Annotated in this window: 12 protein-coding genes; 2 read left to right on the top strand and 10 right to left on the bottom strand. The window is 41.0% G+C overall.

All coding sequences use genetic code 11. The features are described 5' to 3' along the window. The first annotated feature begins 179 nt into the window (after positions 1-179). Positions 180-467 carry a helix-turn-helix domain-containing protein gene (locus ABTV71_RS01125; protein ID WP_433901990.1) on the top strand — a complete coding sequence of 96 codons (288 nt, stop codon included), beginning with the start codon at positions 180-182 and terminating at the stop codon, positions 465-467. Positions 468-640: 173 nt separating this feature from the next. Here ABTV71_RS01125 and ABTV71_RS01120 read toward each other — a convergent pair whose 3' ends face one another. From ABTV71_RS01120 to ABTV71_RS01095, 6 genes are all read right to left on the bottom strand, one after another. Next, entirely contained in the window at positions 641-3103 is a 2463-nt protein-coding gene (locus tag ABTV71_RS01120) for a phosphocholine-specific phospholipase C (protein ID WP_433901989.1), read from the bottom strand. Continuing rightward, positions 3103-4593, bottom strand: a complete 1491-nt coding sequence (locus ABTV71_RS01115) for a SusD/RagB family nutrient-binding outer membrane lipoprotein (protein WP_433901988.1) — start codon at positions 4591-4593, stop codon at positions 3103-3105. The genes ABTV71_RS01120 and ABTV71_RS01115 overlap by 1 nt, the downstream gene beginning before the upstream one ends. A 12-nt stretch (positions 4594-4605) precedes the next feature. Further along, positions 4606-7827 carry a SusC/RagA family TonB-linked outer membrane protein gene (locus ABTV71_RS01110; protein ID WP_433901987.1) on the bottom strand — a complete coding sequence of 1074 codons (3222 nt, stop codon included), beginning with the start codon at positions 7825-7827 and terminating at the stop codon, positions 4606-4608. Positions 7828-8004: 177 nt separating this feature from the next. Continuing rightward, positions 8005-8472 (bottom strand): DUF1579 family protein, encoded by a 468-nt coding sequence (locus ABTV71_RS01105; RefSeq protein WP_433901986.1) that lies wholly within the window; start codon positions 8470-8472, stop codon positions 8005-8007. 48 nt (positions 8473-8520) lie between these two features. Continuing rightward, on the bottom strand, positions 8521-9021 hold the full coding sequence (locus ABTV71_RS01100) for a DinB family protein (protein ID WP_121126861.1): 501 nt from the start codon (positions 9019-9021) through the stop codon (positions 8521-8523). A 1029-nt stretch (positions 9022-10050) separates the two neighbouring features. Then, on the bottom strand, positions 10051-11172 hold the full coding sequence (locus tag ABTV71_RS01095) for a Fic family protein (RefSeq protein ID WP_433901985.1): 1122 nt from the start codon (positions 11170-11172) through the stop codon (positions 10051-10053). Between the two features lie 334 nt (positions 11173-11506). Here ABTV71_RS01095 and ABTV71_RS01090 point away from each other — a divergent pair, with 334 nt between their 5' ends. Next, entirely contained in the window at positions 11507-11719 is a 213-nt protein-coding gene (locus ABTV71_RS01090; RefSeq protein WP_433901984.1) for a transposase, read from the top strand. A gap of 185 nt (positions 11720-11904) precedes the next feature. Here ABTV71_RS01090 and ABTV71_RS01085 read toward each other — a convergent pair whose 3' ends face one another. The 4 genes from ABTV71_RS01085 to ABTV71_RS01070 all read right to left on the bottom strand — a co-directional run bounded on the left by ABTV71_RS01085 (position 11905) and on the right by ABTV71_RS01070 (position 16016). Continuing rightward, the gene (locus ABTV71_RS01085) at positions 11905-12276 is read right to left on the bottom strand and encodes a hypothetical protein (protein ID WP_433901983.1); all 372 of its coding nucleotides are present in this window, start codon (positions 12274-12276) and stop codon (positions 11905-11907) included. Between the two features lie 81 nt (positions 12277-12357). Further along, positions 12358-13917: a right-handed parallel beta-helix repeat-containing protein gene (locus tag ABTV71_RS01080; RefSeq protein ID WP_433901982.1), complete on the bottom strand. Its 1560-nt coding sequence runs from the start codon at positions 13915-13917 to the stop codon at positions 12358-12360. A gap of 42 nt (positions 13918-13959) precedes the next feature. Next, positions 13960-15090, bottom strand: coding sequence for an acyltransferase family protein (locus ABTV71_RS01075; protein ID WP_433901981.1), 1131 nt, complete (start codon positions 15088-15090; stop codon positions 13960-13962). A gap of 53 nt (positions 15091-15143) precedes the next feature. Further along, complete coding sequence (locus ABTV71_RS01070) at positions 15144-16016, bottom strand: PKD domain-containing protein (RefSeq protein WP_433901980.1); 873 nt, start codon at positions 16014-16016, stop codon at positions 15144-15146. Between the last annotated feature and the right edge of the window lie 7 nt (positions 16017-16023).

The raw sequence follows: 16023 nt of genomic DNA, 5'->3' as shown, positions 1-16023 counted from the left end.
CCATATTTGTTGTTCATCCCTTATATTGGGTAGGAGTAGAAAAAGAAGCAATTCAATCGATTATTTAAACCTCTTGTCATTTCAAACTTAGTTCGAATCTTGTAATGACACCTTATTAAATGTTTGTTATTTCAGTCAAATTAATTAAATTTGTCCATAATATCAAACAAAACAAATGTATGGGCATAAAAAAACAAGTCGTTTTCCCTAGACTAACCAAGCTTATGGAGCAAGTTGGTGAGAATATAAAACTAGCAAGAAAGCGTCGCAAACTAACAACCATTCAAGTTGCAGAGCGGGCGGGAATCGCACGCTCGACATTATACCTGATCGAAAAAGGAGATACAAGTGTAGCATTTGGCGCATATTTAAATGTGCTTCGTGTATTGGGTTTACAAGATGATGTACTACAATTAGCAGCAGACGATGAATTAGGAAGAAAATTGCAAGATCTCGAATTATTATAGTAAACGATGGCACAAAACAAATTTGACATATACGTATACGCGCACTGGAAAGGTATGACGGATCCCAAACTTATAGGAATACTTTCAGCACACTTTGCCAAAGCCACTCCCCTTCGGAAATGGCTTCAACAATATTTATATAATAGCTAGGCTATTTGAGCTATTCGGTTTCCTCAACGGATCATTCCCCCCATTAACGGATCCGTATAACTCGGCTGCCCTGTCTCAATATGCCCGGCGTACCGAAGCTTAAGCTGTGGATCTTCAGGACTTGTTACTTCGACGTCATACCAGCCTTTGCTTTCACTACAATCCACTTCAATCACTTTGCGCGCACCACTTTTAAGTATTTGCGACTCAAATGTACCGTAGGCACTATCCACTAACTGCAGATCTATTCCGGACGACTGCACTTCCACACAAAGAACCGGACTACCCGAAACGACCTTGGTATACACATCGATATTCGGTATATTTACCTTATTAGCCTCAACCGAACGATAGAATCCGTTAGGACCATGGAGGGCAAAGGATACCCGATCTCCTGATACCTTATCAAGCTGCCAATCGTACTGCAATTGGTCACCGTCCTGAACGGCAAAATTCCACACTTTCCCTTTTTCATGTCCATCATAAGGAATATATGAGATGACAAAGTAAGGAATGCCTGCACCAGGTTTAAAAGTATTCAACCTTTGGTCTAGTTTAGTGCTAATAGAAAAAATAGTGTCTGTACTGGCCATCTTTACCTGTAGATCATAGTGCAGCGCACAGGCCTGCTTCCATCCCTGTTCCTGCATCTGTACATCGCTGTGATATCGGCCTTTTGCGCTGATTTCTGCGATCTTATGGCTGTCAATTTGTACAAAATCCGTTGGAAGTTTTTTGTTCCGTGCAGAGAATATCCGTTCGACATATGCATTCCGGTCAACAGAAAAGACATTGGGCTTGGACACGTTGTCTATCGGACGGAATGCCGTAGTCAGATCCCCACAGACCATTCTGCGCCAGGGACTAATATTTTCTTCCCGAACCACCTTCCCCGTTTTCCGCTCTAAGAAATGTTCCAAAAATTGCAGACAGGAGGTATGGTCAAAAACTTCTGAATTGACCCATCCGCCCTTTGACCACGGTGATGCAATGACCATCGGCACACGATAACCCAATCCGATAGGGCTTTCCAAGGAGGCATTTTGATTGTTTGTACGCTTTCTCTCCTGCTCTTGGGTCACGTATTCATCCGTGGTATCTATTGTGGAGACTGCCCCTTGCTCGCTATTAGAACTCAATGGCAGAACAAATGGGGCTATATGATCAAAATATCCATCGTTTTCATCATAGGTCAAGATAAATATAGTCTTTTTCCAGACTTCTGGATCTTTGGTCAGGATATCCAATACCTCCGAAACATACCATGCACCATACCAGGGTGAGCCCGGATGATCTGAAAATCGACAGGGAGCGACCAGCCAGGATACAGTAGGCAGCTTTCTTGCTTCAACATCTTTTCTAAATTGATAGAGAACATCACCCGCAGGGACCTCAATTTCTTGCCGTTTTCCATCCGCTGTGTAAGCTATTTTATCAAGTTTGTGATAGTTTGGATCAGCCATATTGGTCACAAAGGCATTTCGATGGATATCTTTTTCAAACTGGGATAGCCTTTCGAAGTTTTCCGGAGAATACTGCATCACATCGCGCTGTAGACGTGCCAGTTCAGTTTTGGCTTTACTCAGCGATCCGGCTTTCTCATTACCTTTAACTAATCGCTGCAACTCCTCTATCCGCTTTTTCATCCACTGATAATGCGCCGGGTGATATCTTACGCCATATTGCTTATGAAATTCGAGATTGTTGTCCGTAAAATTGGCTAGCCAATCTTCCTCTTCACCTTTAAATCCAACGGGCAGACTCAACTCATTTTGGTACACCCGCCACGATATCCCAGCTTCCTGTAGCCGCTCGGGATAAGTCTTCCAGCTAACGTCCTTGTAATTAATCTGTCCATTATCCACATGGGCAACGGATTCCGGATTGCGCGGCTGTTCGCGTACGGTGCCGGTCCAAAAATAAGAACGGTTGGCGCTGGTACCGGTCAATGAAGAGCAAAAATGCTGGTCACATACCGTAAAAGCATCTGCAAAGGCATAATAAAAAGGAATATCCGCACGATTATAATAGCCCATTGTCAGTGGCATATTTTTATATTCATCATTCCCCGAGCTTTTTGCTTCCAACCAATTATCCATTTTTCCGTCATGGCGTGCAGCAACCATATCCCGCCAGCCATGCGGCAGTGAGCCCATCCAGGTGGATTTGCTATTGATGATATCCAAATGGAAAGGTGCAAAATATGCACCTTCCTTATTTCCCTGAATCCATACCGGCAGACCGTTTGGCAATTTCATCGTTCGCGGATCATTAAATCCACGCACGCCTTTTAATGTGCCATAACAATGGTCAAATGATCTGTTTTCCTGCATCAAAAAGACGACATGCTCAGCATCCAAAAATGTGGATCCTTTGGGAGCTTCGATGGCCAATGCCTTTTGGATAGACTCCGGCAACCAATTTATAGCTGCCGTACTCCCGGCAAGCATGGCTGCCTTTTTTAAAAATGCTCTTCTCGAATCCATTATTTTAGCCACCAGGTCTGTAAATTAATATTATCGTTTCCACCAAACTGTGATTTGATCGCATCAGAAACATTGGCGGTATTGTTATTGTATTCATCTTGCGGATACATCCATCGATAGGCTGTTTTTACATTGGCAGCCTTACGCAAGCCCGGATAGCCCGTGCGCAAGTGGTCAAAATACGCCGTGTAGCCACCTTGATGAAATGACCGCAGATATTTCTGCATCAGGATACGCTCCAACTTCTGTTCATTTGAACTAACAGCATCGAGTTTGACCGTATTTTGCGCCAAGTATTGAGCGGCTTGACTCTCATTGGTATAGCTGCCTGCATTCTTCGCATATTTTTCATAAAACTTGAAGGATGCTTGTACCCCTTTAGCATAAGCTGTATTTAGATCTCCCGTAATCCAGCCTTTCAGCATAGCTTCTGCCAAAATAAACTGCATTTCTGAACAGCCCAATAAGACTAAGGGCTCTGCAGTAGGATCCTGATAAAACCGTTCGTGCACTTTGGATAGCTTTCCTAATACAGCTTTTGCATTGACCTGCGCATAAGGTACAATCGGATCTCCGCCTTCATATGCAGTGAAATCATTGATGGCTTTACCTGCTTCTTTCCCCAAACGTGTCTGCGTGGCGACGACAAACAATCGGGGGTCCTTTAGGTCCTGTAACCGTTGGACAAAGGTCGAGTCCATATACATTCCCGAGCCATAGCCACTGGAATTGAACTCAGGGTAGCGGTTGCCATCCTGATTCAGGAAGACCAACTGTCCATCTTCAGCTCCGCTCACATCCGTAATCCTGGACTCGCTCGAATAGATCTTCGCGAATTCTGTCGCCAGGTTAAACGGAAGGTCAGCTGATTTCTTCGACAGGGTCAACAATACTTTTAAGCGAAAAGAATTGACCAACTTATTCCAGTTCGCACTATTTCCACCATAGATAATATCACCGTTTATGGTATTATTATTTTTCTTCAATATCGCATTTGCTTCCTCCAGTTCCTTCAACAGGCCCACCAAAACGTCCTTCTGTGCATCGTACTTTGGTGTAAAAACAGCTGAGCTTTCGCCTTTTGCAGCCTCGGAATAAGGCACATCACCAAAAGTCAGGGTAAGATTATAGAAGTAATAAGCACGGAAAAATTTAGCCAGTGCCAAATAGTTCTCAGCGCCTATTTTCTCCGCCTCTTCGGTCATCTTCGTAATATTCCGAAGAAAACCATATTGCTCGAAGCTTCCGCGCTGCCAGTTATAAATCTGATTCGCATTTTCACCATCCGTTTGTACAATCATCTTTAAGGTATACAATGGCGAGGTACCATGCCAAGTACGAAAAGCGTCCCATTCTACTTTAGTCAGTAGCGCCTGTGGGTGAGTTGTCGTTGCTTCATTGGGATTAATGTTTACTTCCGTCAATTTCTGACAGGAGGTCATTACTGAAAGCGAAAACAATCCAAAAAATATGTGTTTATTAAATTTCATCTTGCAATCTTATTAAAACTTGAAATCGAGTGAAAAACCGATATATCTGGTCGACGGATCCTGAAGATTGCCATCGTTACCAACACCAAAATCAGGGTCGATATAAGGCACTTTCTTCCACATCGCTAAATTGTATCCGAATACCGATGCGTTTAACGCAGTGAGCTGTTTTAGTTTGAATACCTTATTGACATCATAACTTACCGAAAGCCGACGTAATTTCACAAACGAACGGTCAAATACATTGGCAAAAAGTTTACTTTCGGCTTCTGTCACGCGGGCCTGATAAGGATAATTCTGACTCCAGGCCTGCCAATCCACGGCTGTGGTATTATTGGTATAGGTGCGTGTATCCGAAGTAATGTTGCCGTTCACATCGCGCGTAAGCTCTCCACCTGTTACAATCACACCATCCGGCACAAACACAGGTTTTCCGGCATCATACTGCTCTTGACGATATAAAACAGACGATGGATGCTTTCCTCCCCACCACATTTTTTCTATTGTTGTCGAATTCATTACACCACCAATAGAGCCATCAATATCAAGATTAACCTGAAATCCCTTAATTTTAAACTGATTGGCAAAACCAAATTGCCAATCCGGCTGGAAATAGCCCAAATATTGTGGGAAAGGATTTTTTGTCGGCATGCCGGTATTCGGGTTTAGGATGACCTTACCATCAGCAGATTTTTCCCAAACTGTTGCGTAATAACTGTCCGCACGATCTCCCTTTTTTAAGTTGCCAAATTTCGCCTGGTTATTATAGATCTCTTCGAGACGTTGGACCGCCCGTGACCAGTTTACGGTCGATGTCCACGAGAATTGGTCATTTTTGATGATATTTCCCGTTAAAGAGACTTCTAAACCTTTTGTACGGTATTTATTTCCATTGACTTTACGTGAAGTAAATGCCGATGCCTGAGAAACACTTAAATCTATAATTTGATTTTTGTCGACAACATTGTAGTAGGTGACATCCGCCGAAAGCCTATTTTTAAACAGGGCCAGTGAAGCCCCCACCTCCAACGAATTTGATTGCTGCGGAAGAATATCAGGATTTATAATTCCTGCAGGGTAAGTCACAGACGGCGTCGAGCCATAAGTTACGTCTTTCTTATAGGTGGCAGCAATGCTGTAAGGATCCAGATCAGAAGATACGGATGCCCATGAGCTATACAATTTGATAAAGTCTATTTGCTGAGGTAATGTAAAATAGTCCGAGATCACACTACTCAACGAAACAGATGGGTAGAAAAAGGACTGATTTGCTTTCGACAGCGTCGATGACCAGTCATTCCGTCCTGAAAAATTTAAATATGTGGACTTAAACACGTTTAAGTTTACCGATGCATAGGCACTTCGGATTATTTTTTCAGTGGTTGTATTCGTGGCTTTTACCGGTCCTTGGGTATTTCCCAAATTGTAGACAAATGGAACGACTAGACCATCTGTTGTTTGATAAAGTTCACGATAATCGCGTTTGAACGTTGATGATCCTGCATTCACGGTTATTCCAAAATCATCAGATAACTCTTTGATATAAGTGGCGAGCACGTCCGCGTCAAAATTAAGCTGCTTGCTGTCCCAGTTCTTATAATCGCCATTCCGTGAATCGCCATAATTCATATACGACTTGGGACTCTGCATATCCTGAAACAGATTCTTCTGCCTTGCGGCAGCGCGCCCTTTTATAGTAAATTCTGGAGAAATGCGCCATGTCAGGGCTGTCTGTCCATGCAAAATATCCTGATCATACACCTGGTTCAATTCGTAGGCCGCAAAATAAGGATTATTGTACCATGCATAATTATAGTTCGCCTGGCGATAGCCTTCCTGTCCCGGAATATAGAGATGGTCCTTTAATTCCTGTCCATTTACATCATTCCCCATCCACAGTAAAATCGTATACATGTGGTTTTTGGGGCCATATCCATATCTCGGATAATTTGGCGACTTTACTTTATTATAGGAGAGGTTAAGATCCAATTGCACTTCGGGCGTAAAACGGTACGACGTATTCAGGTTCAGTCCACCTGTAGAAAGTTTGGTGTTGGGCACCTGCCCTTTCTGATAAGCATACTTTCCAGTTCCAAAGATGCTCACTTTTTCGGATCGGTAGGACAACGTTGCATTGTTCTCCGTGATTAATCCAGTTCCAAGGAAATCCTCCAGATTGTCGTGGGCTACCCAGTCGATCGGTACCCTTTCATAACGCGACTTATCGTTGTACTTCGTTCCGCTGACATCTCCCCACCAGGGAATCACCTCACCGGTCTGTTTATCACGGATGGGGCTATTCCATTGGGCCACCTTTATTCCGGAATTCAATTTCGGTCCCCAGGTCATATCACCGTCTGAGATGCCCCCATCAGCACCATCCCAAAATTCATACTTACCGTTAGATCCACTTCCAAATTCTTTTTGCGATTCAGGAAAGACGGTAAATCCTGCCGAGAACATATTCGTCGTTCCCACTGAAAACTCCAGTTTATCACTTTTTGCACTTTTGGTCGTGATTAAGATAGCACCATTTTTACCACGTGAGCCATATAAAGAGGAAGCTGCCGTTCCCTTCAACACGTTGATATTTTCAATATTCTGGCTGGACATATCGTAAAAATCAGATTCAACAGGAATACCATCCACAACAATTAAAGGCGTTTTGCCCCGCAATTGAAAGGAAGGTGCCTGAAAAATACCTGTTGGATTATTGACGATCAGCCCAGACACCTGTCCCGTCAAAGCCGTACCAATGTTCATTGTTTTGGACTCTTTGAGTACGTCCAGTTTGACTTCCTGTGTAGCATAGCCGATCTGCTTTTTCTGCTGCTTGATCCCGATTGCGGTCACGACAACCTCGTCCAGTTTAGAATCGTCTTTTTCTAAAACAACTTCAAGCGGACTGTCTGTAGCCGTTATGGTGGTTGTTTTATAGCCTAAGGAAGAAATACGGATTTGGTCCCCGGCCTGTCCTTTGAGAGTGAATTTGCCGTTAAATTCGGTGCGCGTACTCTGCTTATTGGTTTCATTGATGATGGTACCACCGTCTATGGGCTTGCCATCTTGGTCTTTGACAATCCCTTTAATAACAGACTGATCTGGAATTTCGAACGCTATGACTTCGTTTGTGAGATTTGCCCAAACCGTGTCAACACTTGCTGCATTTAGTAATGCAAGTGCTAAGGTAACTTGGGCTGTTTTTCTAAATTGAGGTAGCTTAATAGGTTTCATTATCTTGAATTTGCGCCAAAATAAAGAAGCGAATATTAGCTATAGATAAAGATAGTATTAACAAAACAAGCTTAACAATAGCTTGTTTTTAGGTTAACGTCACTTATTCATTTACCTCAAGATTATTCATTTTATTTTCTGTTTTTTTGCCAGATAAGATAAATGAAAATTCATTGTCTACTCAACAGGCGAATAATTTGCATCGACGGCCAAGAATTCTTCACCATCGGGCGAGACATTGTACATTTTTATCTGAAGTGTCCGATTATTTGGAGCAGGTATTTCGATACGCCATCCCCAATTAGGGCTATCGACCACTTCGTAAGAACCCGTTATTGAAATATCGCCCTGCTCATTCATTTTTCCATAACAATTCATTATCCTTCCACCCATGCCCCAAGAATCAATCCATGAAGCTGTAACTTCAGATTGTTTATTGTTGTTACCCATTAATAGCATCCCTTCTTGCGCTACACCTTCATGATGCCAATCATAAGTAAACATTAGAAATTTGTTGTTAGCAACGGCTTTTATAGCCAAGTTTGATATCGAATCAAAGTTAGGATCGGGCAACCAGCCTAGGATCAGTCTATGGTTGCCCTTCCAAAGTCCAATGTATTTATTATTTATGTCTATTAGCTTCATAGTTATTTCCCTTATACCTCCAAACATTGCTCCGAAGGATATTACACCCTATTGCTGCTGCCGCATCACATTCCAGAAATTATAGTCCAGCATGGGCGCTTTCACAACACCTACATGATGGCCAATGGTAACTATCTGACCGCGGTGATAGGTCGTATGAATAATCAAATGCTGGAGGTATTCATACTTGGGAAAATTAGAAGAGAACCATTGTGACTCGATGAGATGGGGCTCATTCATAGCTTCACTATTTTCCTTTACGTAGTCAGCTAAAAGTTTGGCTTCGTTAACGATGTTGTTCATTTCAGTTTCAAGATCCACCGAGGTAGCGATATAGTCAAAGCTTGGCGTCGGCGTGCCGCGGATCATCGATGACCAATACAGCTGCGTATCGCTAATGTGTTTGAGCGTTTTTGCAATACTGGTAAAGCTGGATGGACATTCCTTTTGTAACAACTCCTCAGGGTAGCTTTTCAACCAGGCAACCAACTGTTCGCTGACCCAAATGTTGTAATCAACACTGTTTGTAATGAATGTTTTTAGACTCATGGTGTTCTTATTTTCTATCTAATAAAAATTAAAATTGGGAAATATTCAAAGATCCGTACCACACAGCCAAACGCTACCAAACGTTGGCTATTAACCAATTAAATATAGTGAATTTATATGGTTTGAAGCTATGCCAATAATCGATACATCAGAAAATTAGAACTTTTCATGTAGACTGAACATATAACTGACCATTACTAACGAAAGCAATTGCTATTTCCTGTTTACCTTTCTCTATACCGGTCCTAAGAGCTTTCTCGTTCCTGTCTTTTATTGTTTGCCGGTTGGTAATTTTTTTACCGAAAATTGCCGTTTTATGAACATGTTTGGTAAAATTTATACCAAGGCACATTCAGACTGGTAAATTTCTTACCAAAATTGCTATACAATAAACACGGCTGGGAAAATTTATACCTAGATAGTACCGACTGGGTGTATTTGCTACCTAAAAATTGATAGACCGTCAACACTAGGAGGTATGCCGGATAATTTCCTAGAATTGTTGGATTAAAAAATAAAAAGCCACTCCCTTTCGGACATGGCTCACAACAAATATTTTTAAACGCTAAAATTACGTTATTACAGTTTTTCGATTTCTTCTATAGAAAGCCCAGTACCGTTAGCAATATCGGCAATCGGTAATCCCTTTTTCTTGAACTCCAATGCTATTGCAATGGCTTCTTCACGCTTGCTTTTTCAATTCCTTTTTCTATACCAGTCTTAAGTCCCTTTTCTCGTTCCTGCCTTTTTATTGTTTCGATTACTCCCATTTCAATTGTGCCTCCTGTCACTTGATAAATGTATTGGTCGAACTTAGATAAATTGCATAAAAAAAGCAATTTATCGTTCTCTCCTCAGCCACTGAATATCATTTTATAGAGGAAATTTACTATTTATTTCTTTATCAAGTATAAAAAGAGAACTTTTTCAAAAAACTAAAAAGATCATTATAAGATTCGTCTGTATCAGCGGACGCGCAATCGTACTGCGCTGTTACTATTATAATCAATTATAATTTCACTTATAATATCAAAATAACTTAATATAGGGATCGAACATAAATATTTGTCCTCTTTTTCCGCCGGTCATTTCTTTTAAGATGTGATATTGTTTCATTTCATCAATTATTTTGTAAGCAGTCGGCATAGATACGCCTGTAAATTCTACAACCTGCTGTGCATTGATGATTGGTCGTTGATATAAGCGGTCTAGAATATTGAGTATATGGTGGCTTCTTGTACTGTTCCTCTGAATTATTTCTTCTTTTTCCTTTTTTAATTTTAGGATGGCGTCAAATGTCGCGATTCCGTTTTTTGCCGTTTCAATAATGCCAACCAAAAAAAACTTCAGCCATTGTTTAATGTCTCCGTGTGTACGGACACGCATTAAATTATCATAATATAATCCTCGGTTTCTTTCAAAAAAATCCGATAAGTACAAAATAGGCTTTTTAAGAATTCCCCTATCTACTAAATAAAGGGTAATCAATAAACGTCCTACACGGCCATTACCATCTAGAAAAGGGTGAATAGTTTCAAATTGATAATGAATCAATGCAATCTTTAACAAATCAGGAAAAAAATATTCTTCATTATGTGCGAATTTCTCCAAATCATTCATTAATTCCGGAATAGAAGAATGTACCGGTGGTATAAAAGTAGCATCGTTGATAGTCGCTCCGCCAATCCAGTTTTGACTGGTTCGAAACTCGCCCGGTAATTTATGTTCCCCCCGTACACTGTGCAATAAAATACGATGCGTGTCGCGAATTAATCGCGATGAAAAAGGTAACTCATTGAGTTTATGAATTGCTTGGTTCATCGCCTCAATATAATTATGAACTTCCACCCAATCGTCTCTACGTTCAACTCCTAGATCTTCTTTATCCAAAAAAGCATCCTCTATATTGGTCTGTGTACCCTCGATCTTGCTACTTTGTGTAGCTTCCTTGGCCACATGCATGCTAATGAACAAATCTATATTAGGAATGTATTCAGAATACATATCTAATCTTCCCATCTGCCGATCGGCATTTGATAGCAATTGTTGTATCTCCATATCATCCAATAGCCATTGTTTGTTAAGTTCAGTGGGCTGAAAGCTTTTATAATAACCTTGATTGATATAATTTCCTGGTTTGAAATCTTTCATTGAAATAAATTTACGATGAAATTTTAAATAGAATAAACACTTATTTAAAATTGGCCTCACAAAATTAAATAAAGAAATCCTTATTTAAAAATGGTCGAATTATTTTAAATAAGGATTTCTTTATTTGGGAAGAATTTGTATTTATCCGAAAGACATCGCCAGGATTACCGGTAAAAGTTACCGACAAAGCCTACGTATCTACCACACCATTAAACAAGTTAATAACAAACAGCATCATCAATCTGTTACTTTAGATGAATTTTGTCTGTATTCAGGAGTAGAAAAAGAAGCAATTCAATCGATTATTTAAACCTCTTGTCATTTCAAACTTAGTTTGAATCTTGTAATGAACAGGGCATACCAATTGCTCAACAGCGATGTAGGTGTAGCTAAACGAAAACAGAGGTGTTGTGACGTCGAACCTGTCTTTGCAAACATTAAACAGAACCATGGGTTCCGAAGATTTATGCTCCGGGGTAAAGAAAAAGTGTCCATAGAGTGGGGATTATTGGCAATAGCACAAAATCTAAGAAAAAAAGCGGCCTAAAAAGCTACTTTTTGTTCATTTCTCCCCTCCATATGAGTCTTTTTCAAATAACCAACAAACAACACACAAATCTATCTCATAGACTTTTTAAACAAAAAAACTGTCCCAAATAAATTTGAGACAGCCTCTTGCTTATCATAAGATTGCTTCTAATCCACATTGATATCGTCACCTATTCCAACTTCTTAGGAAGCTTTTCTACCTACAACAGACTGTGCTGCTTCAAATAGCTCCAGTGCCAACTTTATGCTCGACTCTTGATTTGGAAGAAAAATAGACAGCAGTCTTTTTTCGGAAACATAGGGATGTGTAAATATAAGCTTAGGATATCGCGCTTTAATGATCGGCCGACAGCTATCGTAACAGGCGAGTGAAATACACCCCGCCTCCATATCGACGAGAAAAAAAACGCGATTATTCAATTTAAACAAATAAGCTCCAAGATCCTCCACCCAAATTTCCTTTATAAGTGGATTTTTGGCCTTTAACCGTCTGATATTATCCAAAAATCCAAACATATATTTTTTAAGCTTGTTGTTTCGCTTGTTTAATTCCATGTCTTATCATCTAATAAATGTACATCATAACTTTAAAAAAATCCCCCCACAACGGCTATCGTCGTGAGAGGGAAACAAACATTAATACAGTGTTTCATGAGCGCCGATGTCAATTCTTGCATTGATCAGCCTATTACCTCGATCGATATCCAACTCGTCAGGCTTGAGCACATAATCTGGCATCCCGGCATTTATACAACCGGATGTACTGGTCAAATGAAGATCCGGATTTGACAATAGGATAGATACCAATCCAGGGTTCCCATAGGTTGAATTGGCATCTAATCCCGTCGCCGTCGTAAAATTTGCGAGGCCCGTATAGGTCGTTCCATTTACACCGCCCCAATCAAATACCATATTTGCAGCAGCAGTTGTGGCAGAATAGTACTTGTTAAAATTGAAAGCCAGATTGGATGCTGTATATCCCAAGGAAGCAATAATTGCGATAGCTGACTTTGCGTAAATAATATTGTTGACAAAAGATACCTGATCTAAATTTTGCAGGGAGATCTCCCCTCCCCAGCCCCCTTTATTATAATTCTGGAAAAAGGTATTGTTACTAACCACAGTATTTACAACTTTACTGTTCGGTTGATTAGCACCGATAAGCAAGCCTGCTTCTATATTATCATAGATAAAATTACTCCGGATATTCACCCCTTCAACCGTATTGTTGTCATTTTCACAGCCGACACTGATCCCTGCATAGTTTTTATAAACCTTATTACCTTCGATAGTTATCCACTTTCCTCCGTCAATATAAATTCCGCCCGAAGTAGCTACAGGTGATACACAATTGTAGACCACGTTATTCTTGACATTACCGTTGCGGGCATAATTTAAGCTGGAGGGAGCACCAGTCCAAGCATAATTACCTGACATGTTTATACCGATATTCGAGATATCATGGACGGAATTCGATTCGATCAAAAAATTCTCTACATTTCCAGTTAGGGTAAGCCCTTCACTATATCCAGTCACACAATTGAATATTTCGTTATTTCCAATATAAATCTGGCTATAAGGGGTTGCGGTAGATCCCACGATAATAAACGGACTCGCGTTATCAGTACTTGCTGGTATTGCCGAAGGATTTGTTGTCCATCCGATATTAGAAATCTTACAATTTGTCACCTGAATATCCGTCCCCGTTCCGACCACATATATGCCCTTTGCAAAACTTCTTATATTATTGGTTATATGGATATTGTTGATACGGATATGACTTCTACCAGCGATTGCTATCATTTCGTTCTGTGTGGCATTCGTTGCATTACTACCATCCAGGACGACAACGCCATTGTCATAATTTGTCAAGGTAATGGGAGCTGTTGCCGAAGCACCGGATGCAGGCCAATAGAGGCGCTCGTTATAGATTCCGCCAGCGACATAGATCGTGGCACCTATTCCATCGGTTGTCTTATTTAGCGCCGCCTGAATTGATTTCAAGGGTACTGATGCTGATGTACCGGTATTCGCATCGCTTCCTGTCGTTGCATTGACATACATATTTGACAGCGCTAGCAACCCCGCTTTTTTTACCGACCCCTCTTCCATTGCTGTTTCCTTGAGTGGGCTATTTTTGCTACAAGAAGCAAACATCATCGCCAATAGTATGTACAAAAGTATTTTTTTCATCATTAGTTTATTTAAGTTAATTCCTATTCCCAGAATTCCGGTTAATCATAATTTAAAAAAGATCTTACGTTTAAACAGCCAGTAGCACAGTCCCCACTGCAATAGCAATGCGACGATTGCCGAGATGAGCGCTGCAATAGATAAGGGCAAATGGACGAGCAGATGGAGCATATCGCCCGTAAAAATTGCGACCGTACCATTAAGCCACTGCATTCCGACAGTTTCAAAAAACAAGTATATAAAGATCGAGTTCATGCCTACAACAGTACAAACCCATGCATAGCGGTTATACTGCTTGATGTCAGTCAACCAATAAAGTCCAGCCATCATCCATAATACCCATCCTGCGGAAGCAAAAACAAAAGAACTTGTACTGATGCGCTTTATAATCGGTGTAATTCCAGCTAGATCCAGTCCAAAGCCGATCAGCAGGGCAATTGTCCCAGCCAGCAGCATAATAAACATCTTACTTCGCTTGGTTTTTTCAGTCATCAAAAGGCGTCCTATCAGTACGCCCCAAATGGTATGTGCTGCTGTGGGCACCGCATTAAATGCTACCCATCCATCACTATTTATTTTGCCCATCAAAACCTGATCTAGGTAAGCGCCAAAGTTCTTTCCCGGCTCAAATGGTTGGTCAAATCCTGGCGGCGATACGGTTCGGTAAAGGACTTCAGTCAATAGGATGAGTGCAATGGAACACAGCAACTGCCAACGGTTAGACTGATCAATAATCATGTAGGCCAGTATCGTCGTAAAAGCTAGTTGCGTTAATACATTCCATAGTTCAAATACCGGTTTACCCGCATAGACGCAATGTAGCGCGAGTCCGCATATAAAAAGTTTTAGACTACGGATTAAGATATGTCCAAGATTTTGTTGCCAATGCTGCCCTTTCGACTTTTTTCCGTTGTACGAAATATACATAGCTACCCCCGCGATAAACATAAAAGCGGGTTGTACCAAATCCCAAAAATGGAGACCATGCCAAGGATGGTGGAAAAACTGATCAACTATTTTTGCCAAAGCAGAAACGGAAGATATATTTTTTAACCTTTGGTAGAGCAAGCAGCTTTCCGCACAGAGCAAGATCATGATCAGCCCCCGCATGATATCCAACGAGGCCAATCGTCCGACTCCTTTATGATCCTTTATCAGACCTTTTTCATTTACCATAATTTACCTATTCAATTGGTGTCTATTCGTCAATAAATAATTCTTATTCAAGGTCACTCAGACATATCCAAAAAATAACTTGGCGTTCCCACATCTGGTGCACTTCCCAGGGTCTGGGTCCAATCATTTTTGATGGCCTGCAAACCGATACGTATCCCCTGTCCCGTCAGGCCTTTAAGTTTGCCACGGGCGATACTTACTTCAAATTTGAGCATTCCATTTTCTTCTTTCACCGTACCGACTTTATACGCCTCCGCGATCGACTGCTGATCAAAAGAAAATGCCGTCTGGTCGCTACTGTTGTGATAAAAGATATCCAGTCCTGTTTTTAGTAATTGACCTTCCAACAAGATATCAAAACCGCCACTGGTAAAGGTATTCGTCAGCAGTCCAGTACCGGCATTATTATCGGCGTCTATATAGAGATCGAAAATAGCCGCATCCGATTTCTTTCCGGCCATCGCGACATACAGATAGACATTATTGCCATCATAATCCAATTTTACGGTTTCGAATACGCCTTTATCTTTCCCCAATGGAATGACATCTTTGGTCACTGTTTGCCAATCGTCCAATGAATTGTCATTGATTTTTATTACCGAAGTTTTCGCTATGCGAATCACAGTTGCAGATTCAGCATTTTTGCCGTTGACCAATGCCTTTAGTACCGGTACATACTTCCCCTTACCTGCATAGTGATGGACGGGATTTGCTTCTGTCGATTCCTGCCCATCTCCGAAATCCCAGTGATAATCGGTCACCCCTTCCGTTTTTACATTAAAGGACACTGTGGCGCCATCCACATTCACTTCATACTGCAGATCAATCTGTGGCGTATATCCATCTTTTTTACATGCATTAAGGGCGAAGCTTATTACTGCGGATAACACGAGCAGATGGATTTTTATATTTTTAGCATTTTGCATAATACTG

This window comes from Sphingobacterium puteale (genome assembly GCF_050986225.1).
Taxonomy (GTDB): Bacteria; Bacteroidota; Bacteroidia; order Sphingobacteriales; family Sphingobacteriaceae; genus Sphingobacterium; species Sphingobacterium puteale.
This window is presented reverse-complemented; position numbering and strand designations above follow the sequence as displayed.